This is a genomic window from Chloroflexus sp., assembly GCF_034434295.1.
In the GTDB taxonomy this organism is placed as follows: Bacteria; Chloroflexota; Chloroflexia; order Chloroflexales; family Chloroflexaceae; genus Chloroflexus.
Window position 1 is genome coordinate 1 of record NZ_DAOTZQ010000102.1, and the last position, 23125, is coordinate 23125.

21 protein-coding genes are annotated in these 23125 nt (G+C 56.5%); 10 read left to right on the top strand and 11 right to left on the bottom strand.

All coding sequences use genetic code 11. From position 1 onward, the window contains the following. The 9 genes from uvrA to VAE57_RS14365 all read right to left on the bottom strand — a co-directional run. A partial coding sequence (uvrA, locus tag VAE57_RS14325) for an excinuclease ABC subunit UvrA (RefSeq protein WP_322822548.1) occupies positions 1-2893 on the bottom strand: 2893 nt, incomplete at its 3' end. Between the two features lie 168 nt (positions 2894-3061). Further along, positions 3062-4600 carry a DUF333 domain-containing protein gene (locus VAE57_RS14330; RefSeq protein ID WP_322822549.1) on the bottom strand — a complete coding sequence of 513 codons (1539 nt, stop codon included), beginning with the start codon at positions 4598-4600 and terminating at the stop codon, positions 3062-3064. A gap of 46 nt (positions 4601-4646) precedes the next feature. After that, on the bottom strand, positions 4647-5225 hold the full coding sequence (locus tag VAE57_RS14335; protein ID WP_322822550.1) for a peroxidase-related enzyme: 579 nt from the start codon (positions 5223-5225) through the stop codon (positions 4647-4649). A 691-nt stretch (positions 5226-5916) separates the two neighbouring features. Next, positions 5917-7248, bottom strand: coding sequence for a dihydrolipoamide acetyltransferase family protein (locus VAE57_RS14340; protein ID WP_322822551.1), 1332 nt, complete (start codon positions 7246-7248; stop codon positions 5917-5919). 73 nt (positions 7249-7321) lie between these two features. Then, positions 7322-8305, bottom strand: a complete 984-nt coding sequence (locus VAE57_RS14345) for an alpha-ketoacid dehydrogenase subunit beta (protein WP_322822552.1) — start codon at positions 8303-8305, stop codon at positions 7322-7324. Positions 8306-8322: 17 nt separating this feature from the next. Continuing rightward, positions 8323-9351, bottom strand: a complete 1029-nt coding sequence (locus tag VAE57_RS14350) for a thiamine pyrophosphate-dependent dehydrogenase E1 component subunit alpha (RefSeq protein WP_322822553.1) — start codon at positions 9349-9351, stop codon at positions 8323-8325. 572 nt (positions 9352-9923) lie between these two features. After that, positions 9924-10994, bottom strand: a complete 1071-nt coding sequence (locus tag VAE57_RS14355) for a hypothetical protein (RefSeq protein ID WP_322822554.1) — start codon at positions 10992-10994, stop codon at positions 9924-9926. A 163-nt stretch (positions 10995-11157) separates the two neighbouring features. Further along, on the bottom strand, positions 11158-12405 hold the full coding sequence (locus VAE57_RS14360; RefSeq protein WP_322822555.1) for a glycosyl hydrolase family 18 protein: 1248 nt from the start codon (positions 12403-12405) through the stop codon (positions 11158-11160). A 32-nt stretch (positions 12406-12437) separates the two neighbouring features. Then, complete coding sequence (locus VAE57_RS14365; RefSeq protein ID WP_322822556.1) at positions 12438-12833, bottom strand: metallopeptidase family protein; 396 nt, start codon at positions 12831-12833, stop codon at positions 12438-12440. A gap of 170 nt (positions 12834-13003) precedes the next feature. On the opposite strand from VAE57_RS14365, the gene VAE57_RS14370 reads away from it, so the two are divergent. From VAE57_RS14370 to VAE57_RS14400, 7 genes are all read left to right on the top strand, one after another. Next, on the top strand, positions 13004-14068 hold the full coding sequence (locus VAE57_RS14370) for a M42 family metallopeptidase (protein ID WP_322822557.1): 1065 nt from the start codon (positions 13004-13006) through the stop codon (positions 14066-14068). A gap of 111 nt (positions 14069-14179) precedes the next feature. After that, positions 14180-15466, top strand: coding sequence for a Glu/Leu/Phe/Val dehydrogenase (locus VAE57_RS14375; protein WP_322822558.1), 1287 nt, complete (start codon positions 14180-14182; stop codon positions 15464-15466). A gap of 12 nt (positions 15467-15478) precedes the next feature. Further along, complete coding sequence (locus tag VAE57_RS14380) at positions 15479-15706, top strand: YtxH domain-containing protein (RefSeq protein WP_322822559.1); 228 nt, start codon at positions 15479-15481, stop codon at positions 15704-15706. An 802-nt stretch (positions 15707-16508) separates the two neighbouring features. Beyond that, positions 16509-17216, top strand: coding sequence for a zinc metallopeptidase (locus VAE57_RS14385; RefSeq protein ID WP_322822560.1), 708 nt, complete (start codon positions 16509-16511; stop codon positions 17214-17216). Between the two features lie 4 nt (positions 17217-17220). After that, positions 17221-17361, top strand: a complete 141-nt coding sequence (locus VAE57_RS14390) for a hypothetical protein (protein ID WP_012257572.1) — start codon at positions 17221-17223, stop codon at positions 17359-17361. A 170-nt stretch (positions 17362-17531) separates the two neighbouring features. Beyond that, entirely contained in the window at positions 17532-18161 is a 630-nt protein-coding gene (gene udk / locus VAE57_RS14395) for a uridine kinase (RefSeq protein ID WP_322822561.1), read from the top strand. 76 nt (positions 18162-18237) lie between these two features. Then, entirely contained in the window at positions 18238-19152 is a 915-nt protein-coding gene (locus VAE57_RS14400) for a DUF2156 domain-containing protein (protein WP_322822562.1), read from the top strand. Here the strand turns inward: VAE57_RS14400 and VAE57_RS14405 are convergent. Further along, positions 19091-19657: a dual specificity protein phosphatase gene (locus VAE57_RS14405; RefSeq protein WP_322822563.1), complete on the bottom strand. Its 567-nt coding sequence runs from the start codon at positions 19655-19657 to the stop codon at positions 19091-19093. The genes VAE57_RS14400 and VAE57_RS14405 overlap by 62 nt on opposite strands. Positions 19658-19711: 54 nt before the next feature. Here VAE57_RS14405 and VAE57_RS14410 point away from each other — a divergent pair, with 54 nt between their 5' ends. Then, positions 19712-20596: a GNAT family N-acetyltransferase gene (locus VAE57_RS14410; RefSeq protein WP_322822564.1), complete on the top strand. Its 885-nt coding sequence runs from the start codon at positions 19712-19714 to the stop codon at positions 20594-20596. 12 nt (positions 20597-20608) lie between these two features. Further along, complete coding sequence (locus tag VAE57_RS14415; protein WP_322822565.1) at positions 20609-21172, top strand: SH3 domain-containing protein; 564 nt, start codon at positions 20609-20611, stop codon at positions 21170-21172. Between the two features lie 142 nt (positions 21173-21314). Here the strand turns inward: VAE57_RS14415 and VAE57_RS14420 are convergent, their stop codons facing one another. Next, positions 21315-22442 (bottom strand): glycosyltransferase family 1 protein, encoded by a 1128-nt coding sequence (locus VAE57_RS14420; RefSeq protein ID WP_322822566.1) that lies wholly within the window; start codon positions 22440-22442, stop codon positions 21315-21317. Between the two features lie 229 nt (positions 22443-22671). Here VAE57_RS14420 and VAE57_RS14425 point away from each other — a divergent pair, with 229 nt between their 5' ends. Next, positions 22672-23103 carry a MarR family transcriptional regulator gene (locus tag VAE57_RS14425; protein WP_322822567.1) on the top strand — a complete coding sequence of 144 codons (432 nt, stop codon included), beginning with the start codon at positions 22672-22674 and terminating at the stop codon, positions 23101-23103. The last annotated feature ends 22 nt before the right edge of the window (positions 23104-23125 follow it).

Genomic DNA, 23125 nt, shown 5'->3' on the forward strand with positions numbered 1-23125 from the left:
CAACCACCGTTGCCAGATCAAGAATGTCGCGGAGAAACCGTCCGGTATGCGACGTGGGATGGCGGGCAACCTCTTCTGGGGTGCCCAGGGCGACCACTTCACCGCCGCCGTCGCCCCCTTCCGGCCCCATATCAATCACATAATCCGCCGTCTTGATCACGTCGAGGTTGTGTTCGATCACGACAACTGTGTTGCCAGCATCGACCAGACGGTGCAATACCCGCAGCAGGTTCTGAATATCGGCAAAGTGCAAACCGGTGGTTGGTTCATCGAGAATGTAGATGGTGCGACCGGTTGCCACGCGCGCCAGTTCCTTCGCCAGCTTGACGCGCTGGGCTTCACCGCCAGAGAGAGTGGTCGCCGGTTGACCGAGTTTGATGTAGTCGAGGCCAACATCGTGCAGGGTTTGCAGAATCCGGCGTACCCGTGGCACGTTGGCGAAAAACTCTAGCGCCGTCTGCACATCCATATCGAGCACGTCGGCGATGGTCTTGCCTTTGTACTTCACCTGCAACGTCTCGCGGTTGTAGCGTTTGCCCTTGCACTCGGCGCAGCGTACCCAGACATCGGCCAGGAATTGCATGTCAATCTTGATTTCACCGTTCCCCTCACAGGCTTCGCAGCGTCCACCTTTAAGGTTGAAGCTAAAGCGTCCCGGCCCGTAACCGCGCAGTTTGGCTTCGGGCGTTTCAGCAAACAACTCGCGCAAAAGATCGAACAGCTTCACATAGGTTGCCGGATTTGAACGTGGTGTGCGCCCAATCGGCTGCTGGTCGATGTTGATGACCTTGTCGAGCTGCTCAAGTCCGTACAGATTACGGAAGGGGCCGGGTTTGAGCTGGGCACGGTTGAGACGATTGGCCAGGGCCGGGTAAAGTGTTTCGGTAATGAGGGATGATTTGCCCGAACCGGAGACACCGGTAACGGCGACGAAGCAACCGAGCGGAAAACTAACCGTAACATCGCGCAGGTTGTTGAGGGTTGCTCCTTCCAGCGTCAACCATCCCTTCGTCGCCGAACGACGGCTGGTTGGGATGTGAATTGTCAGTCGACCGGAGAGGTACTGCCCGGTGAGCGAGGTTGGATGTTGGGCAACCTGATCAGGAGTACCGGCAGTAACGATCTGCCCGCCTTTCACGCCGGCTCCGGGGCCAAAGTCAATGATCCAGTCGGCGGCCTGCATCGTTTCCAGGTCGTGTTCGACGACGATCAGGGTGTTACCCAGATCGCGTAAGCGCAACAGTGAGTCGAGGAGTTTGCGATTATCGCGTTGATGCAGACCGATACTCGGCTCATCGAGAATATACATCACGCCAACCAGCCCGGAACCGATCTGTGAGGCCAGCCGAATCCGTTGCGCTTCCCCGCCGGAGAGGGTTGGCGCGGCCCGGTCGAGGGTCAGGTAGTGGAGGCCCACATTGTGCAGGAAACCGAGTCGTTCGCGAATCTCTTTCAGCACATCGCCGACGATTGCCTGCTCGGTCTCGTTGAGGTGATTGGGCAACTCACGCGCCCAATCGAGGGCTTGCGCGATATTCATTCGGGTCACGTCGCGAATTGAGCGGCCAACCACACGCACAGCCAGACTCTCCGGGCGGAGCCGGGCACCCTGACAATCCGGGCAGGGCTGTTCACTCATATACTGCGTGTAATATTCACGCATGGTGTCTGAGCCGCTCTGCATATAACGCCGCCGGATTTCGCTCGCCAGACCTTCCCAGGTGCGATAATACTCGCCGCGGGAACCATGCTCATTCGTCCACGAAAACCGGATGCGCTCCTGACCACTTCCGTAGATGATGGCATCGCGTTGACGCTGGGTCAACGAATGCCATGGAGCGTCGAGGTCGATCCGATAGTGTGCAGCAATCGCCTGTAACGCCTTATACGCCCAGGTGTCCTGCTTCTTGCGCATTTCGCCCCAATAGGTAACTGCGCCATCGTGAATCGAGAGCGCGTCGTTGGGCACCAGCAGCGCCGGATCGACCTCCAGCCGTGCGCCCAGGCCGCTACAGGTCGGGCAGGCGCCTTGCGGCGAGTTGAACGAAAACATCTGCGGGGTCAGTTCCGGGAAGGAGATACCACACGACGGACAGGTATTGCTTTCGCTCATCATCCATTCGCGGGGTTGAGCAGGATCGGCAGGTTCGTCGGCCAGGCTGATAATGACTTTCCCTTCGCCTACCCGCAATGCGGTTTCGATGCTGTCGGTCAGGCGGGTGATAAAGCCTTCCCGATCACCATTGTCACGTGCTGCCGGCAGGGCCAGACGGTCAATGACAACCTCTATCGAGTGTTTGACTTTCTTGTTGAGCTTGATCTCTTCGTCGAGCGAGCAGATTTCACCGTCTACTCGCACCCGCACAAAGCCTTCCGCCTTCGCTTCGGCGAAAATATCTTTGTACTCACCTTTGCGTTGCGAGACAACGGGGGCCAACACCATAAAGCGGGTGCCCGGTGGGAGTAAGAGCACCCGATCAACCATCTGTTGAGCCGATTGTGCAGCGACGGGTTGACCACAACGATGACAGTACTGATGACCAATGCGGGCGAAGAGCAGGCGCAGGTAATCGTAAATTTCGGTAACAGTGCCGACGGTTGAGCGCGGGTTCTTACTGGCGCTCTTCTGTTCGATGGCGATTGCCGGTGACAAGCCTTCGATCAGATCGACCTGCGGTTTTTCCATCTGACCGAGGAACTGGCGTGCGTAGGCCGATAAACTCTCGACATAGCGTCGTTGACCTTCGGCGTAGAGCGTATCAAACGCCAGCGAGCTTTTTCCCGATCCACTGACACCCGTCAATACCACCAGCTGGTCACGCGGAATTTCAACATCAATCCCTTTGAGGTTGTGCTCGCGGGCACCCTTGATTACGATTGTCGTCCTGGCCACGACTGTCTCCGCTGTTATACAGACGAAACAAGAGCGTCGTCCCTGCACGACGACGCTGACCTATCTTTTAGTATACCACTCTTTGGTAGAACAAACGAACTATGAATCAGAGATTTTCGCAGGCTCATGACTCCAGCTACGATGTCCCGTAGACTGACGTGGTCGCCGCTACCGATTCTTCCACCAGGTTGCACTCTCGACAAACAACGGCGTATCGGGCTGCAACTGCGCAGCGCGGTCGAGATCTGTTGCAATCGCTGGATCAGTAGCATCAACCAAAAATCTGCCCCATGCCTGGACGAAGAAAACCTCTGCGCGATCCGGTTGGATTGCCAGTACTCGTTCAGTTGCCGAGATCAAATGCTCACCCAACACAGTTTCCCAGCCCTCTGCTACCGTCCCCACGATGAGCGGTGATTCAGGACTAAAAATCTCAGCCGGTGCGGTTTGTCGCATCTGATCAATGACACCGGTATAATCGCCGTAAAACACGCGGTTCAGCAAGGGGAAGGCGCTGTTAGCAATCGCCTCCAGATGAGCGTCGTGCATCTTCTGGATCAGGCGCTGATTCCAGCGGAGCGATCCGCCGGTCGTTGGCGGATCGGTATTGCCGGCAGCGGCGACTGCCGCGTTGATCGCTGTTAAAGCCTCTGCCCATAAATCAGCCTGCGCAAATGCGACGGCCTGGCGGTTCTGTTCGGCAAACGGCGCGGTTTGATATTGGGGCACCAGATCGCTCATCGTGCGTTCAACCATGGAGCTGTTTTCCCATGCGTAGACCTGATAAAAAGGATAGTAGACGCCACAGGCATAACAGAAGATGTAGCGCTCCGACCGATCAAGAACAACCTCGGCAATCCCATCGCCGTCCAGGTCTGTGATGGAACCCACCCCAGGACTCGATGCATAGGCGGCAAGCTCCAGGCGCAGGGTATCATCGGCAAAACTGAACAGGTGATAACTACCGCTGTGCGCCCCCACTCCCCCTTCGACCTGCAACCAGATGCGATCCGGGCTGATATTGACCTGGCGAACAGCCCCAATAAAATCTGGTTCGAGCGAGGATTCGTCCTCGTCTGATGCCGATACCAGATTCTGCTGACTAAGAAGTTGCCAGCGTTCGCCGGTGTAGGCGTACACTGCAATAAAATGTGGTAGTGGCGGATCGAGAGCGAAGTTGCGCATGCCAGTGCTGTATACAGCCCACAATTGCCGATCTGGAGCGGAAGGCAACGGTTGGGCGGCAAACGAATCAAATGCCTCCGGTGGTAGTTCGGCCTTCACCAGAGCAAACAGCTCGTGCACAACCGGATCGAGAGTCGTTGTATCGCTGATGGCATTTGAGTCGATGTAGTACTGCTGGCCCGGTGCGCATTCACCGCGCAGAAAGGCCCACTCCTCGCAAACCGTTCCGTCATTGAACACACATACGCCCAGTTGTGCGCCATCAGCAGTGGTTTGTATCTCTACCTGCCCACCCTGTTCAATGCAGTAGCTCGCCGCAGGGTTGGCAAGGCCAATCATCGGCACTGCCGTTGGCCGGGAAGGTTCTGGTGCGGACTGGCGAGCTGGTGTAGCAGTGGCGGCACTTGGTTGAGCGGTTGGTGTGGATGTTGCTGCTGGTACCCAGGTGCAGCCGCCACTAAACACAAGAAAACTTATGATCAGGCCGAGCAGAGGATAACGAATGATCGTTGCCGGGTGCATAATAATCCATCTCTACCGGGGTGTGGCCCGGAAAGTATTGTATTCCTTACCGGCCCATCGTATAGAACTCGTCGTTAGGTCGCAGCGCACTCATATTGGCCAGCCGGTTACTCATAGCGAAGAACGCCGCTATCGCGCCGATCTCCCAGATGTCGTCGAGGGTCAGGCCGTGTTCCATCAGCGGTTGCCAGTCGTCTTCACTTATGCGTGCCGAGTCCAGGGCCACCTTTAGCGCATAATCGAGGATGGCGCGCTGACGGGGCGTGATCTCAGCGCGTCGGTAGTTCGTTGCGATCTGATCGGCCAGCCTTGGATTTTTGCTGCGAATACGCAGAATGGCGCCGTGGGCAATCACACAGTATAGACAATCATTGGCCGCCGAGGTAGCGACGACAATCATCTCTTTCTCGGCCTTGCTCAGATTCGAGGGGCGCTCCATCAGCGCATCGTGGTACGCAAAAAAGGCGCGAAATTCGTCGGGGCGTTGTGCCAGGGCCAGGAAGACGTTAGGGATAAAACCGCTCTTTTCGGCTACCTTTGCGATACGTTCACGAATGTCAACCGGCAAGTCATCGAGCCGCTCAGGATAGGGGAACCGACTGATTGGGCGCTCACTATGATCCATAGGTTTACTCCTTCCGTGTCCGGGCAACAAGGGTATTATACTGCGCACATGCTAATACGTGCAGTACATGGTGATGATGATGTGGTGAGAAGAGATTGTAACAGGGTGGACATTCACCCACTACCAGCACACTCTGGGGTGTTACTACAGGTGGGTATGCGGTAGAGCGATCCTGGCGATGGTGAGTTCATGCCTTCCCGTCAGTAGAGTCACGTACCGGAAAGGGAAACCGTCGCCATCCCAACCTGATCATGAGCGCTGCTGCTGCGGCAGCCACGCTGCCGCACTCCAAATGACGCGACCGGGCAAACTGTATCTTCGCCGGCGCGTGATACCACTGTGTGTACGGCGAACTGTCGTTCTCGGTACCGTATTCCACCGCCGTCCGAGGGGTGGTAGGGGCGGGTTCAGAACCCGCCCCTACCTGAATGCCCTCACCCCCGACCCCTCTCCCGCGCTGCGCGGGAGAGGGGAGCGCAGCAATCTGGATCGGGACATCCTAATGAAGTAGACGTTGTGTCAGGTCATACGCTCTGTTCATCCCTGAACTCTCGCCGGGATGAGCGCACGGTGGTGTGCTGAACATAACTGAACGCATGGCGGCAGGCTTTTCCGGTGAGGGTTGTGTAGTCTATGTTGCAAGAAACGCGCTTGAACCGGTACTGGTAGGTTCAAGCGCGTTCGTGATATGTTATCCTTCCCACTCTTCAAGGCGTTTTTTCACCGTTGCCAGGAACTGATCGGCGGTCGCGCCATCGGCAATCCGGTGATCGAAGGTGAATGAGAGGTAGCAGAGCGGACGAATCGCGATTGCATCAAGCCCATTTTGCGTAACCACGACCGGACGTTTGACAATTGCACCGATGCCGAGGATGCCGGCCTGGGGCTGATTGATGATTGGTGTGGCGAAGAGGCTACCGGTCACGCCGTGATTGGTGATGGTGAATGTGCCACCCTGGGTCTCTTCCGGGCGCAGTCGTTTGGAACGAGTGCGCTCGGCGAGGTCGTTGACGGCGCGAGCCAGACCGAGCAGATTCTTCTCGTCGGCGTCAGGGATCACCGGCACCAGCAAACCTTCCTGCAGCGCTACTGCTACGCCGATGTTGATCCGCCGATGCAGGATGATACCCTGGTCGGTGAAACTGCCGTTGAACACCGGCACTGCCTGGAGACCGGCAACTGCCGCCATCACAAAATAGGGGGTCATGGTCAGACGCACGCCCTGACGACTGAACGCTTCCTGGTGGGCGGCACGATGGGCAATGACGCGACTTAGATCGACTTCCATCACCGTGGTCACGTGCGGCGAGGTACGCACCGAACGTACCATATGTTCGGCAATACTGCGTCGCATCGGGGTGAGTGGCACCAGTTCCGCGTCCGCAGGAATATCGAACGTTGCCGGTGCGGGGGCCGCGGCTGGTACCGGAGCCGGTGCCGGGGCCGGTGTCGGGGTTGGTGCCGGGGTTGGTGCCGGGGCCGACGGGGGCGAGACGGGCGTGGGGGTGACCGGTGCCGCCACCGGTGTCGATGGTTGTTGCTGTCGTTCGTCCAGGAAGCGCAACACATCCTGCTTGGTGATACGGCCACCCTGACCGGTACCGCGAATCTGGCCGGGATCGAGGTTGTGCTCGGACAGTAAGCGGGCAACCACCGGCGAAAGATAGGTGTTACGCCCATCTGCTACCGGTGGAGCTACGGTAGCCGTCACGGAGGTGGAAGCTGAAGCCGTTGCAGCTATAGTTGTTGCTGCTGGTGCCGAAGCCGGTGTTGCAGGTACTGTTGCGCCTGCCGGGGCTAGGCGAGCGATGACTGTCCCGACCCGCACCGTCTCCCCCTCCGGTACCAGAATCTCGTGGAGCACGCCGGCTTCAGGAGCCGGCACTTCGGTGTCAACTTTGTCTGTTACCACTTCGAGCAGTGGTTCGTACTTAGCAACCGGATCGCCGGGCTGCTTTAGCCAGCGCCCGACCGTACCCTCGGTGACACTCTCGCCGAGCTGAGGCATTTTGATATCGATCATGAAGCTCACCTGCTGCTTAACTCACAAACGAATGTGTCTACACTGTAATCAGCCACAGGACTAGTGACGGTCATTAGTAGGCTGCCAGCCGCCGCATTGCTGCCGCAATCGAGGCAGGAGAGGGCATAAACGCCGTTTCCAGCGAATGAGCAAAGGGCATCGCCGGCACATCAGGGCCACCGATACGCACAATCGGCCCGTCGAGATACTCAAAAGCGTGTTCGGCAATAATGGCTGCTACTTCACCACCAAAACCGCCAAACAGATTATCCTCGTGGACGATCAAGACCTTGCCGGTACGGCGGACACTGGCGAGGATCGTTTCGGTATCGAGTGGCCGCAGGGTGCGTAGATCGACGACCTCTACACTTACCCCTTCTGCCGCCAGGGTTTGCGCTGCTTCGAGGCAGTAGTGCAGCATCAAGCCATAGGCAAAGACCGATATGTCTTCACCGGGACGTTTGATGTCAGCGGGGCCAATTGGTACTCGATAATCCTCTTCGGGCACAAACCCCTTAATCAGCCGGTAGGTCTTCTTGTGTTCGAGGAAGAGTACCGGATTGGGGTCTTCAATCGCGCTCTTCAGCAGTCCTTTTGCATCGTAAGGGGTAGCCGGTGTCACGACCTTCAGGCCGGGCACGTGAGCGAAGAAGGCTTCCACGCTTTGGCTATGGTAGAGTGCTCCGTGAATACCACCGCCGTAAGGTACCCGAATCACCAGCGGTACTTCCCAGTCGCCATTGGAGCGATAGTAAATACGGGCGGCTTCCTGCACGATCTGATTAAAGGCCGGGGCAATAAAATCGGCAAACTGGATCTCGGCGATGGGCAGTGTATCGTTCATTGCAGCGCCGATACAGGCGCCCACAATGACACTCTCGGCCAGCGGCGAGTCAATGACGCGCATGGGGCCATACTTGTCGTACAACCCTTCGGTGACACGGAAGACACCGCCGCGTTTGCCCACATCTTCACCGAAAATGAATACCCGTGAATCGGCAGCCATGGCTTCATCGAGGCCCTGGCGAATAGCTTCAAGCAAGTTCATCTCAGGCATACTATCCTCCCCGCAAATCAGCGACGCTGGCGCAACGGTGCGTAGACGTGGTCGTAGAGGGTTTCCGGTTCTGGCATCGGTGCTCGCTCGGCCTCTTCGGTGGCGCGATCAACGATTGCTTTCACCTCTGCACGCATCTCTTGTTCTTCAGCCTCACTCAAGACACCGTGCTCACGCAATTGGGCCACAAAGCGCACAATTGGGTCTTGATGACGAACTAGGGCAATCTCGTGCGGTGGGCGGTAGGTGCGGTCGTTATCGTCACTGGAGTGGGCCGTCATGCGCACGACTCGTGCTTCGATCAATGTAGGGCCATCACCGCGGCGTGCCCGTTCAACTGCGCGTCGAGTCACTTCATAGACGGCGAGGACATCGGTTCCATCAACGCTAATACCGGGAATGCCGTAGGCCGCAGCCCGTTCGGCAACGCTGCCAATAGCCATTTGCTGGCGTTGGTGAACACTGATCGCGTATTCATTATTTTCGCATTGGAAAATGACCGGCAGCCGGTGGACGGCTGCCAGATTGACTCCTTCGTGAAAATCACCCTGGCTGGTGGTGCCCTCACCGAAGGATACCCATACTACCGCGTCACCGCCTTTAATCTTCTCGGCCAGACCGATCCCTGCCGCATGCGGTATCTGGGTGCCGACCGGCGATGACTGGGTAACGATCTTCAGGCGCCGACAGCCGTAGTGGGCCGGCATCTGTCGTCCGCCTGAACTGGGATCGGTGGCCCGGGCGAACAGACCGAGCATCACTTCCGTCGGTGTCATGCCCATCACGAGAACGGTTGCCAGCCCGCGATAGTAGGGCAGAATGAAGTCTTTACCACGCATTAAGGCAAACGCGGCGCCAACCTGGGCAGCCTCGTGGCCCTGACAACTAATCACGAAGGGCGCTTTTCCGGCCCGATTGAGCACCCACATACGCTCGTCGAGTGCTCGCGCCAGCATCATGTACCGCAGCATATCGCGTAGCGTGTGCGGTGGTAGATCGTGCCCAAATCCTGGATCGGTGCTGATTTCATTGATTGAGAGGGTCATCGGCGCTCCCTTTCTCTAAACGGATATCCTGAAAACGAAAGTCCCGCCACGGTTCGCCGTAGCAGGACGCACCAACGCAGGCGTATGCTTTCTCACGCTTACGTTCCGTCCCCATCGACGGCGAGCAAATCATCAGCTAATCATGAATAGTATAGCCGAAAAATAGGGTTGATGCGAATAGATGGTATTGGTCTTTTGTCATAGTATGGATTAACATAACGTCAGTTGAGGGTGCGGGACGTTGGTTTCGCTCCGGGTGCCGTTGCTACCGCGCCATCTCCGTCACCGGGTAGTACCGGTGGTAGGGGCGCGTGATAGCAGCTTAGAGTGTGCGATGAATGCTGCGACACCAGATTTGATATGAGACACGCCCCCACCCTGACCCGCCCCCGCTGGGAGTGTGGACCAGCGGGGTAGAACCTAAACGTCCATAACAGGCTTTAGGAAGCCAACAGTATTGCCTTCGGCTATCTGGAGGTACAGATCGTGCAGGAGACAGGTGGAATGCAGTGATATTTGCTCTATCTACATCGACCCGACCACGACCCATCCATGGCAGGTCGGGGGTTTGTCTACCGAATGGTGTACGCGCTTATCAAACTCTCTTCGCCTAAGAGTTGAAGCTGGCTCTGGAAGCCGGCTTGTGCTCGTTCGATGAACGCTCGCGCCTCTTGAAAACGAAGGGCAGCGCGATTGGCGTGAGAGACATCATAGGTGCTGTAAAACTCAAGAATCGCATCCAGCCCGGTCAGTTCCAGCTCAAGGCCACGGCGGTAGTCTTCGTGTGCCGGCAGTAAGACACCCGGTACCCGTAGCTCCCCCAAATTGGCCAATGCTTGCGCAACCGTTGATCGCAACCGTTGTGTGGCGGCGACGTGGTTAATCGAGGCGCCACCGGGCTGGCTGGTCTCCTGACGATACGTCATCGTCGCTGTTCGCAGATCGGCACGTATCGACTCAACTGCACTGAGGTAAGAGACGGTCAAACTCTCAACCACTGCCAGTGGCTCTGCTTCGAGTGCCGGGATAGGCGTAGGGGTAGCAAAAGCTACAACTGATGGTGTCTCCACAGTAAAAGCCGGTTCTTGTTCGGCAGCCAGTGCTGCCAGTGCTTGCTCGCGGGCAATACTCACACTTTGATGCAGGAAGACTGCTACTGATAGCAACACAATTGGCAAAATCCAAAGCACAAGCCGTACCCGTGATGTTTCGCGATGCTGCCAGCGCCAGTGCAACCACCAGTCGCGGTGCGCTGTATCTTTCGCCGGCGATGATGCCGGCGTCGCAGGTGCTTCAATCGTTGCTTCCGGTGTAGCCGTCGGCACGCTCAGGTCGGCGATTGGACGAGCAGCGACCTTCCCTTGCCGTTCGAGGTAGGCCAGGCCGCGGCGAGCGTGAGGGTTTTGCGGATTAATACGCAACACGGCCTGTAAGCAGAATGCGCGTTGGGCAGGATCATCAACGACACCGCTCAACCACAACCATGCCCGCTCGTCGCGGGGATCGAGCTTTAGAGCGCGCGCCAGCAATCCCGCCGCAACACGGCGCTGACCACCGCGGGCGGCGGCGATCCCGCGTTCGACTAATTCACGCGCTTCAGCCGGATTGGCCCGAACACCAGATTCATTGACAGTGGTTGTCATTGCGATCTCGTTATATAGCGCTGCCCGCAGTGATATGTTGTAGTTTACTGTAACATATCTGTTACCCTGGGCAACGAGATTGTCGTCTACACCAGGTAAACGCAGAAATTGGTCTCAATCACACAAGTATAGTCTGATCAGAACACTTATGCAATGCCTGCGCTCAATGATCAGGGAGTAATGCATTGAGTGCGCGCTGGATCAGGGTCGAGTCTTGTACAAGATTGGCCCGTACTGTCTGCCAATATTCGGGACGTTCATAGCCCAATTGCCAGATGGCAATGCCGGCCAGATCGAGCTTCTGTACAGTTGCAATCTTATCGGCCAGACCGGTATCGGTCATAAACCAGACGGTGCGGGTACCGGCACTGGTGCGATAGGTAAAGGTGCTCTCACCCACTCGACCACGGGCATTACGTTCGATAAAACTGACCGTTGGCTGGTACTCGTTGATAATCTCTTCAATCACACGCCACGGACGAGCGGTGGCATTGCCGTTCGGCGGCCAATCGTAGCCGTAGAAGTGAACGCCGATCAATACTTTCGCCGGATCAACGACCTCACGGGCATAACTGGCGACCGCTTCGATCCAGTAGGCCGGTGCCACCGGGCCAGGGCCGGAACCGCGCCAATGATAATCGTAGGTCATAATCCGTAACTGATCGACGTGCGGCCCGATGGCTGCCCAATCCTGGAATGCCCCTAAACCGCCGTCGTCCCGATCCTTGGCATGGACGGCTACCGTCAGCAGCTTGTTGTGGGTATGCAGTGCAGCAGCCAGATCAACGATAAACGCGGTATAGTCATCGCGTAGTGACGGTGCCAGTGACTCATAATCGATATCAATGCCATCGTACCCACGGGCCAACACCTCATCCACAATATTCTGAATATGCCGCGCTCGCAGCTGGGGATTGGTCAGCACCGGAACCACCGCACCGGGATTATTGACATTATGAATGGAGGGGATAATCCGCACATTGTTCTCGTGCGCTATCCGCACCAATTCGTCATCACGTTGTCCGTAAAGACGGCCACTGGCATCGGTGGTGTACCAGAATGGACTGATGTCGTCGATAATGTCAACATTCGCGAAGAACGACTCACGGGCATCACCAGTAAAATTGGGCGGTAACCAGACAGCGATATAACGCCCGCTCTTTGGGTGGTAGCCAGCCATGTCCGGTTCGGGAGGGGCCGCGGTCGGTACTGGGGTTGGGGGAATCGGCGTTGGCAAAACCAGCAGGGGAGCTGCAGTCGTGGTTGGTTCGGGGGCAATCGTCGGTGAAGGAGCGGTAGCCGAGAACGTGATCAACGTCCTCGACATCTGCAAGGTCTGCCATAGCAGCACACCGGCAATGACTAATGCGCTGATGTAGATGCTTCCGGTAATAATCGTGCCAGCTCGCACGCTCGCCTCACTCTCCTGCTATTACGTCTAGGCTAGTAAGCACCTAGCTCGCGTAGACGTTCGTCGCTGATGCCAAAGTGATGAGCTATTTCATGCAATACCGTGCGCCGTACCTGTTCGCGTAGGGCTGATCTGGTGCGAAAATCGCGTTCAAGAGGTTCCTGGAAGATGGTGATGGTTGCCGGCAGGAAGATACCATCGCTATGTTGTTCAGTCAGCGGCGTTCCTTCGTAGAGACCGTAGATGGTCTGCCATGGGCGTAAGCCGAGTGCCAGTCGCTGTTCACGACTGGGACGTGGGGCAACCACGATCTCTACAGTGTCCAGGTGGCGGGCAAAGGCCGGTGGCAGGCTCTTGAGAACGTTCGCAACGAGATCGGCAAATTCTGATGTATTCATCACGTTGACAATAGTTGTGTTTGATAACATATCAATGCTCATTATACCGGTTGCGCTGAGATAGCGTCAAGCATTTTACTGATTTTGAACGCAAAGTACGGGAATGTATTCGCAGATTGTGGATCAAAAACCAATAACACAATGGTGCGTTATACTAGAGGCAGGGGCAGGCAACTCTGTTTTATCTGCGAGAAGGACGTATGGAACTTACCCAAATCTCTTTTCTGAAGCGGCTGCTCGCTACGCCCGGCCCTTCGGGTGACGAGGATCAGGCAGCACGGGTATGGCGGGCTGAAGCACGCACGTTTGCCGATCAGGTCTACAGTGATGTGTTGGGCAACAGCTTTGCCGTGTTGGAAGGCAGTGGTCCGCGGATTCTGCTGGCCGGTCATATCGATGAGATTGGCTTGATGATCAGCCATATCGACGATCAGGGCTTTCTGTTCTTCAGCCCGATTGGTGGCTGGGATGCGCAGGTTCTGGTCGGTCAGCGCGTGCGCTTGTTGGGCAAGAACGGTGACGTGATAGGGGTGATCGGGAAGAAGCCGATTCACCTGATGAAGCCCGACGAGCGCAATCAGGTCACGAAAATCGAACAGATGTGGATTGATATTGGGGCGACGAGCAAGAGCGAAGCCAGTGAACTGGTTCAGGTCGGCGATGTTGGCGTCATTGACGCACCGGTCTATGAGCTACCAGGGGGCCGCATTGTTAGTCGCTCTATCGACAACCGGATCGGCGCCTTTACCGTCCTGGAAGCCTTGCGTTTACTCAGCCAGAATCGGCCCAACGCTCACGTGGCGGCAGTAGCCACAACCCAGGAAGAGATCACCTTTGGCGGGGCAACGACAGCGGCGTTCAGTTTTGATCCGCAGATTGCGATTGTCGTGGATGTGACCTTTGCCACTGACCACCCAGACTCGGATCAGCGTCAGTGGAATGTAGTCAAACTGGGTGGTGGCCCGGTGTTGTCACGCGGTTCAGCCAACAGTGGTCGGGTTTTTCGACGGCTGGTTGAGCTGGCCGAGCGCGAATCGATCCCGTACAGTGTGCAAATTTCGCCACGGTACACCGGTACTGATGCCGACGCGATCCATCATGTGCGAGGAGGTATTGCCAGTGCCGTCATCTCGATCCCCAATCGCTATATGCATTCGCCGAACGAGATGATCGCATTGCACGATGTGGAATGCGCAGTGCGCCTGATCGCCGCTTTTGTGCATTCAGTCAGTAATGTGAACGAATTTATTCCACAAGATGAATAAAAATTATAACGTATCAGCTATGGCACCGTGGTACAATAGGAGCTGTCGCGCCGACGTTGTCGCGACCGGCCAGCGTTGGCCGATTCTACTCATCGTTGAGGGGTAAAGGTCATGGTGATGACAGATATTGAACGATCTGCCGCCGCGCCTTCTGAGAGCGTTGATCTGCTGAACATTGTGCAGCAACATTTTGATCAGGCGGCTGAACTGCTTAACCTTCCAGCCCGTCTGCGCGGTATTTTACGAGTGCCGCAGCGCGAATTGACCGTCAATTTCCCGGTGAAGCGAGATAGTGGACGGATCGAGGTCTTTCAAGGCTTTCGTGTCCAGCACAATCTGGCCCGTGGCCCAACGAAAGGTGGCATTCGCTACCACCCCAATGTCACGCTTGACGAGACCCGCGCCCTGGCAATGTTGATGACCTGGAAGTGTGCGCTGGCCGGTTTGCCATACGGCGGTGCGAAAGGTGCAGTGATCGTTGATCCCAAACAGCTTTCAACCGGTGAAATTGAACGCCTGACCCGCCGCTTCGCCACCGAGATTAGTGTTGTGATCGGCCCTGAGCGCGACATTCCGGCGCCCGATGTCGGTACCAACCCTCAGGTGATGGCGTGGATTATGGATACAATCTCGATGCACCAGGGCCATACCGTACCGGCGGTCGTGACCGGGAAGCCGATCAATATTGGCGGCTCAGAAGGGCGGCGCGAGGCTACCGGTCGTGGCTTGACCTACGTGTTGACGGCTGCGGCCCACCATCTTGGTCTGAATATCTCGGACATCCGGCTGGCGATTCAGGGGTGTGGCAATGTTGGCTCAACAGTAGCCCGTGAGGCAGTCGCATTGGGAATGAAGGTTATTGCCCTCAGTGACAGCCGTGGTGGGGTCTACAATCCGCACGGGCTGGATATTGAGGCTGTCCTGGCCCACAAAGCGCATACCGGCAGTGTGGTTGGTGCCGTCAATGCCGACTCGCTGACCAACGAAGAATTGCTGGAAGCCGAATGTGATGTGTTGGTGCCGGCGGCGTTAAGTGGTGTGATCACAGCCCAAAACGCCAGTCGGATCAAAGCACAGATCGTTGCTGAAGCGGCCAATGGTCCCACTACCAAAGCTGCTGATGCGATCCTATATGATCGGGGATGCCTGGTCATTCCAGACATTCTCGCCAATGCCGGTGGTGTCACCGTGAGCTACTTCGAGTGGGTGCAGGGTTTGCAAGAATTTTTCTGGAGCGAGCGGGAAGTCAACACGCAATTGCGCCGGGTGATGACCAATGCGTTGCAACAGGTCTTGCGTGTCTCAGCCGAGCGACAGGTCGATCTGCGCACGGCATCGTATATGCTGGCCGTGCAGCGCGTGGCCGACGCTGTCACGACCCGCGGTATTTATCCGTAGGATGAGCAGGCTATGGACGAACTAGATGCAGTAATCAACGAACTTATTCCTCACCCGATGAGCGGAAGGCGGTTTCTCTTTGGTCTCCTGTTAGGCTTTGCCGGGGGCGCAAGCGCTGCTGCGCTGCTGCTCCCCCGTAGCGGCCCGGCGCTACGGCAGTGGCTCAACGAACGCGCCACGGCGCTGGCCGGTCAGATTCGGCATATCCTGGCCGGCGAGGATAAACTGGGGTATAGTTGATTACTATGCTGTTTTTTCGTCATCCGTCCGGTTTTGCAGTGTACGTCGCCCAGGCTGATGGCCTGGGCGATAAGTTATCTCGTACATGTATGCAGAGAGGATGCTGCACGGATGTATGCAGTACCATTAAATCGATGAATCATCACTGGAGTTCGCAATCGTCATTGATCAACCCAGCCCCTGTACAACGTTTTGTTGCGTTGTCCGTGATGTATCGGTAGAGTCGGGCTGGAAGCTCGCGCTCATCTATCCGGGTTACGTGCCGGCAGGAGTAATCACTACACCCCGCGCTGATCGCGATCACAGTTGGCGTGGCAGCGTGGCTGCCGCACGCCAAACCATGCGCCACAAGTAACCCTCTCTGGTAACAGTATCCTCGCCAAAACGTGATCCCACTCTGACAACAGATGTTCGTGTTGCATCCACACGACATAGCCCGATGAGAATGGTATGTTAACCCAAGTTGCCACCTATGCTGTGAGCAGGTCACGTGAAGCTGATTGCCAGGATGGACAGCACGACGCTGCGCACAACATCGTGCAGTCTACCTGTATGAACGATTTGGATAGTAGCCAGTTTCCATAGACGCGCTACGTCACGACTCACGATAGCAACGCGGGTTATGCCCATCCTCTGTGTCCTCCATGTCTCTGTGATGACAAAGCAACTTGGGTTATGTTACCCGTTCCCTTGCGGCAGATTTTGCAAAAATCCAACATTCTACCAACATCCGGTTGTCATTCAAGAGTGGTATACTGTGCGTAGCATTGAGACAAATTACATTCCTCTGAGGAGGTCGTCTATGCCGTTCTTCTTCGATCCAACCTATCTGATCTTTGCCGTGCCGGCGATGCTCTTTGCCATCTGGGCACAGTTTCAGGTTCAGTCGGCTTTTAATAAATGGTCGCAAGTCGCCAATATGCGCCGCCTGAACGGATTTGATGTGGCGCGGGTATTGATGCGTAACGAAGGACTGGATCATGTCGGGGTCGAGACGATCCCCGGTATGCTGACCGATCACTACGATCCTTCCAGCAAAGTCATCCGGCTTTCGCAAGGGTCATTGCAGCCGTCAGTTGCGGCAATGGCCATTGTCGCGCATGAATTGGGCCACGCCGCACAAGATAAAGAGGGATATGCCTGGTTGCGGGTTCGTTCCGGGATTGTTGGTTTTGCCAACATCGGTTCTCAGCTTGGTACCTGGCTCTTCTTCATCGGGATGTTGCTAGGTGCTGCCGGAGGCCGTGGTTTTGGCTTCCAGTTGGCCGTTGTTGGGGTGATCCTGTTCAGTGCAGCGGTAGCTTTTACGCTGGTTACCCTGCCGGTTGAGTTTAATGCCAGCGCTCGTGCCCGTGAGATGTTGCAACGGGCCGGTCTGGTCACTGTGCAAGAGGCCGAAGGTGTGAACGCGGTGCTGAATGCAGCGGCGTTGACGTATGTTGCTGCCGCAGCACAGGCTATTGCACAGTTGCTGTACTTTGTGACCATTTTGATGCGACGGAGGGAATAATCGCATGACGGAAGAAGAGTTGCGGCGAAAGTTAGTCCACGGATTGCTGAGCCTGGTGCTGAGCCTGGCAGCAGCATGGCTGGCGACATATCTGACGAATAAGCTGCTGGGTGAACCGCCAAAATCAGAATCGCAAACAGTGTAATATGATAATCACGGTTGACACATGATCAATCTATGCGGGATGATGTCGATCGCGGGAGCGGTAGACACTGCCGGTTTCTGGTATCGCATATCTCCCCTTTTGATGTTCTGGCGTGGGGCGTGCCCGATGGAACGCCCCTTCTTCTATGTTTGAATGATGTTCTACGTCGTATGAGCACCTACCCAATCATTATCGGGGTCGCCGGCGGCAGCGCCAGCGGTAAGACAAGCGTCGCGCAGGCCATTTTGCAACGAGTCGGCGCTGATCGGATTGCCCACATCGACCACGACCGCTACTACAAAGATTTGAGCCATCTGCCCCTTGAAGAACGGGCAAAGTTCAACTTCGATCATCCCGATGCGCTTGATAATGATCTGCTGGTTGCCCATCTCGATGCGCTGTGTGCCGGTCAACCGGTAGATTTGCCAACCTACGACTACGCAACCTATGTGCGTCTACCGCAAACCGAACGGATCGAACCGCGCCCGGTGATTCTGGTCGAGGGGATTTTGATCTTCTACGAACCGGTGTTACGGCGGCGGATGCAAATTAAGTTGTTTGTTGATACCGACGCCGATCTGCGCTTTATCAGACGGTTGCGTCGCGATATTGTCGAGCGCGGTCGTTCGGTCGAGTCGGTGATCGAGCAGTATCTGGCGACGGTGCGGCCAATGCATCTGGAATTCGTGGAACCGACCAAGCGGTATGCGGATGTGATCTTCCCCGGTGGGGGGCGAAATCCGATTGCGATTGATATGGTCGTGGCCCGCATCGAAGCCGCCCTGCAAGCAATGCCTTGACAGCGAATCACAACCGGGCGCAAACTACTAACAGAATTCGATCTGATCGTTGGCGTTAACCCGGTTATGAATACCTATGCCATTTGACCCCACGCTTGCTGATGAATTACCACTCAGTTGGACACGGGCCTGCCTGCCGGTACCACGCTGGCAGGCCATTCGCTTGCCATTCTCCGGTTTTACCTGGCTGGCCTATGCCACGCTACCGCCCGACTACACACTTGACCATCTCCAGCGCGAGTATCTACCGGGCACACGGCTGCTGTTGCGTGGGTGTTCTGCCAGTCTGGCCGACCAACTGGCGATAGCCGGTTGGGAGTGTATCCGGGTTGGGATTGAAGGTCTGGTCGACCTGCGCGGTCACAGTCTGCAACGCCGTTCAGTGCGCAAGATGGTTCGTGCTGCGAGTCGGCATGGGTATGTAGTCGAGATCCCGTGGAGTCCATCGGCAGTAGCTCATCTGCGTCGGCTGGCGCGTGAAGCGCACTACGGACAGCGACCGCAACTGCGTTACCTGTTTCGCACTGTCTTTGAGCCTGAGACTCGTCTGTTTGTTTTTGTTGACGCCGAGGGCATCTGGCAAGGTGCGCTGCTGCTCACGCAGCCCTCGGCGACAACTGCGGTGACCGAATTGATGTTACGCAGGAAGCAGGCTCCTGCCGGTGTGATGGAGGCGCTCTTTGTAACTGCTGGGCAGACGTTACAGGCTGAAGGGTTTCACTTCTTGAGCCTCAATGAAGTGCCATTCCACCATCTCGATCACCGTCTCCGACCGCTAGAACGCCTGGTGACGCTAGTCGGGCGGCAGATGGGTGCCGTCTACGATACTAATGGCCTCTACCACTTCAAAGCAAAATTTGCCCCCCTCTGGCGACCGGTCTACATTTGCGCACAGACACGCCTTTCCCTGCTGGCCTTTGTTGATCTCTTCACGGTGTCTGGGTGTCTGGAGCTGGCGGCCAGTAGCCTCTATCATCAGCGGGCGGCATAAGCTGCCCGGATTGTCGGCGACCGGTCAGTATCTGCTCGTATGCCTGAAGTTGACGGAGTTGACGACGGTTAGGCCGAATGATGGGACGTGCCATACGCAAGGTGGTGAGCGCCGCTCGATAGCCGATGCCGTGATAGGCCATCAGATATGCCGCCGTCATCAATGGTGCTCTGCCGACCCCGGCGTGGCAATGGACAAACACCGGTAAGCCATCGCTAATGGCCTGAGTAATAAAATGCACCCCTTCATCAAGCTGTTCAATCGTTGGTGGATGGAAATCTGGTACCAGTAACCGTAAACTGCGCGCCGGTAGCGGCTCGCGAAAGGGATCAGCCCGTTCGGCCTGGAGCGAGAGCACTGCTCGCACACCGAGCTGATAAATAGCAGGCCATTGTTGAGCACTAAACTGACCACCAACGAAGAGCATTGGGCTAACGGGTGAGATATTCAGACCGAAAAATCGTTGCCATTGGGTGGCAAGATAGATACGCACGCGACGAATCATAAGACTTCTCTGGTACAATACACACTCGGACACTGTACGTATGGTAACACAGCTATGTGGCCATTTCGAAAACCTGTTGATCTCCAGGCGACAACGGTTCGTCCAGGCCAGCCAGCCGATGTGACAGCGGTGAGCCTGCTCTTTCGGCAGGCCGGACGCCGCTTTCTGTCAACGAACGGGAATGAATTGTATGCCGCTGTCGAAGAGGGACGGGCGGTTGTCCTTCAGCTCGATCACGATCTGCTGGCCGTGGCTACCTTGAGCAAGCCGATAGATCGAGTCTCTTGGTTGCGGGCATTGGCAATCAGTGAACGTGTGCAGCCTAAAGAGGCGTTGAAGGTATTGGCTCCTGCCCTCGAACAGCTCGCTCGTGATCAGGCTATCACCCACATCTACTATGCCGGCGATGAGCAAACCGATCAGTGGTTGCGTCCACTCCTCGAAGCTGCCGATTACTACCATCAAACTGATGTGGTTGTCTACGAAAAACGGGGCTGGGAAATTCCGGCAACCGGCAATCCTGATGTGCAAGTTCGCCCTGCCCATGCCGTTGATCTAGCCGAAGTGGTGCGACTCGATACGCGCTGTTTCGAGCCGCAATGGGTCAAGAATGAAGATATTCTGGCACCGGCTATCGCTGACGGCTCGTTTTTCGTGATGGCCGAGATCGATGGTGAGGTTGTGGGCTACAGTTACGCAACCAGTCATTTTGGTGGCCGACTGATGCACCTGGTACGAATTGCCGTTGATCCGGCATTGCGTGGCCGTGGAATTGGCGTGCGGTTGCTGGCAGAATTCGTGACCTATGCGGCTGAAGCCGGTGCCGGGTTGCTCACTCTCAACACACAGGCATACAACCATCATGCCCAGCGGCTCTACCGCTGGTTTGGCTTTGTGCCAACTGGCGAACGGCAGCCGGTGCTGTGTCGCTGGTTGTAGAGAGGGAGAACCGTGCCACCAAAAACTGATCCACGTGACTGGGAGCGGCTATTTGAAGGACGGCGGCGGCGGCGTGGGCCGCTGCGTATCGTGATGATTGCGCTGATCGCCGGTATCCTGATACTCGGACTGATCGGATCGGCACCGTTTGTGCTTGATCAAATCGAGACAATCCTCATTATTGCCCGCCAGCCCCAGATTGCAACGCAAACCCGCGAAACTCGTGCAACAGCGCAACAGGCAGCGACGCAGAGCGCTATTCCCACGCAACCCCCATCCCCTTCGCCCACCGCTACGCTGCCACCTGCACCCACGCCAGCGCCGATCATTGGCCGGGCGCAAGTCATCAATGGCGGCAATATTCGCAGTGCTCCTCGTGTCAGTGCCGACACCGTTATCGGTCAGGTCTGTGTTGGTGATCGCGTTGAATTGCTGGAAGAACAGACCATCGGTGACAACAATCGCTGGTATCGCTTGCGGGTTGTCGCAACTGCCGATGACTGCGTCCCACAACGAGTCGGTGCAGGTACTGAGGGGTGGGTTAGCGCCACGCTGCTGAGTCAGCCGGAACCGTGATCCGATGCGGTTTGGGCCAGGAATGACTTTGCTACAAGCCCATCGTTGTGTTGTCGCAAGGTAAGGTACCGTGTGCGATCAGTGTATGATGCGCTCTGTTCGCACACATCATCCCATCCTGACTTACCTTCATTCGAGCCTGTCATCTGGCCGCGACCTGTTCGTACACATCCAGCGTGGCCTGGGCCGTGGCTCGCCACGAAAAACGCGCCGCCTGACGCTGCCCGCGCTCGCGCAGAAAGCGGGCCAGATCGGGCGAACGTAACACGCGCAAGATACCCTCGGCGATCTCGTGCATATTGTGCGGATCGACGGTGAGCGCTGCTTCACCAACGACTTCCGGTAAACTGCCGGCATACGCACAGACCACTGGCGTGCCGCAAGCCATGGCCTCTAGCGGTGGTAAGCCGAATCCTTCATACGATGACGGAAATACAAACAGTAAGGCACCGCTGTACAGGGCCGGCAGGTCATCGTCACTCACTCCAGGGAGAATCTTCACCCGCTCGCTTAAACCGCGCTCGTTAGCAATCGTTGCCGGTAGTGGATAGCGCGGATCGAACTTACCGGCAATGACCAGTACTGTGTCGGTTAGCGACGCCGGCAGATCGGGGATGACGCGCTCCCAGGCGCGTAGCAGCCGGTCAATGTTCTTGTGCGGTTTGTTTGAGCCAACGTACAACACATAATGACGGGGCAGCCCATACCGCAAGCGCATATCGGTGATCTCATCAACTGGCTGGGGAGTAAACGAAGGCGCCGCAGCCAGCGGTGTGACCACAATCCGCTCGCGGGGAATGCGCAGATGAAACGCAAGATCGTCGCGTGAAACGGTTGAAATAGTGATCAGGCTGCGCGCACTCCGGGCAGCGAGGCGCAAGGCCAGCCGGTAGAAGCGCCGCCCGCGTGAACTAAGTGTGGTCGGGTAGCGTAAAGGCAAGACATCGTAAATGGTGACAACCGAAGGACAGGGGAGGAGATACGGCTTCACGATATAAGGGGAATGGAGTACGTCAAGCTGTATGCGGGCCGCTAGCAGCGGTAGTTCAAGCTGTTGGGTGAGCGCAAAAGGTTTACTCCGCACAATAATCTGCTCGACACTTGTGCCGTTTAGCGGTGGAAGTACCTGATCGGCGTTTACCAGCACAAACAGATGGTGTTGGCGACTGAGAGAACTCAGCTCCGGTAGCAGGGCAGTGATATAGCGACCAATACCGGGAAAATGGTCGCCGATATAACGGGCATCAAAGCCGATCCGCAGTGATTGCATCAGTGTTCATTATAGCCGGGATGTGGGTGTGTAAAAACAGGTGGCTCATGTTCAGAAGTGGTGCAGCCGGTCAATCATTGGGGTTTACTACGACGCAAGGGCACGTATGAGTGTACTCTACTGCACCGAGTTTGAACATGAGCCAATGAGAAATATCTCTTTTCATTTGACAAGTCAATGATTTATCAGGTACCATACTATTAGTTCGTCTAACTAACGGTTGATGTTCATGGATCAAATCACTATCGCCAACGCCCAACGCTTGCTCACCCTGCTCGACTGCATGCGGGCGAGACAGCCGCGTAGCCCCCTGTTCGATCAACTCAATGAATGGGGGTTATCGATCTCGCACCTGCGACTGCTCGCTTTGCTGGCCCCTGATCGGGAATTATCAATGCGTGAACTGGCTGAAGCGTTGAATATCAAGCCGCCATCACTGACGGCCCTGACACGTCGCTTGCTGCAAAGCGGGTTGCTTGAACGCCGCCCTCATCCCGACGATAGCCGGGTGATCCTGCTCTCGCTGAGTGAGTCTGGGCGTCAGCTTCATCGCGATCTCGAACACGAACGGTTAGGTCAACTGGTACACCTCCTGTCCGGTTTAAGCCATACCGAGCAACAGGTGTTTCTCGATTTACTTGAAAGGGCAATGCGGGCGTAACAGGATTCGGATTCGGTTAGCA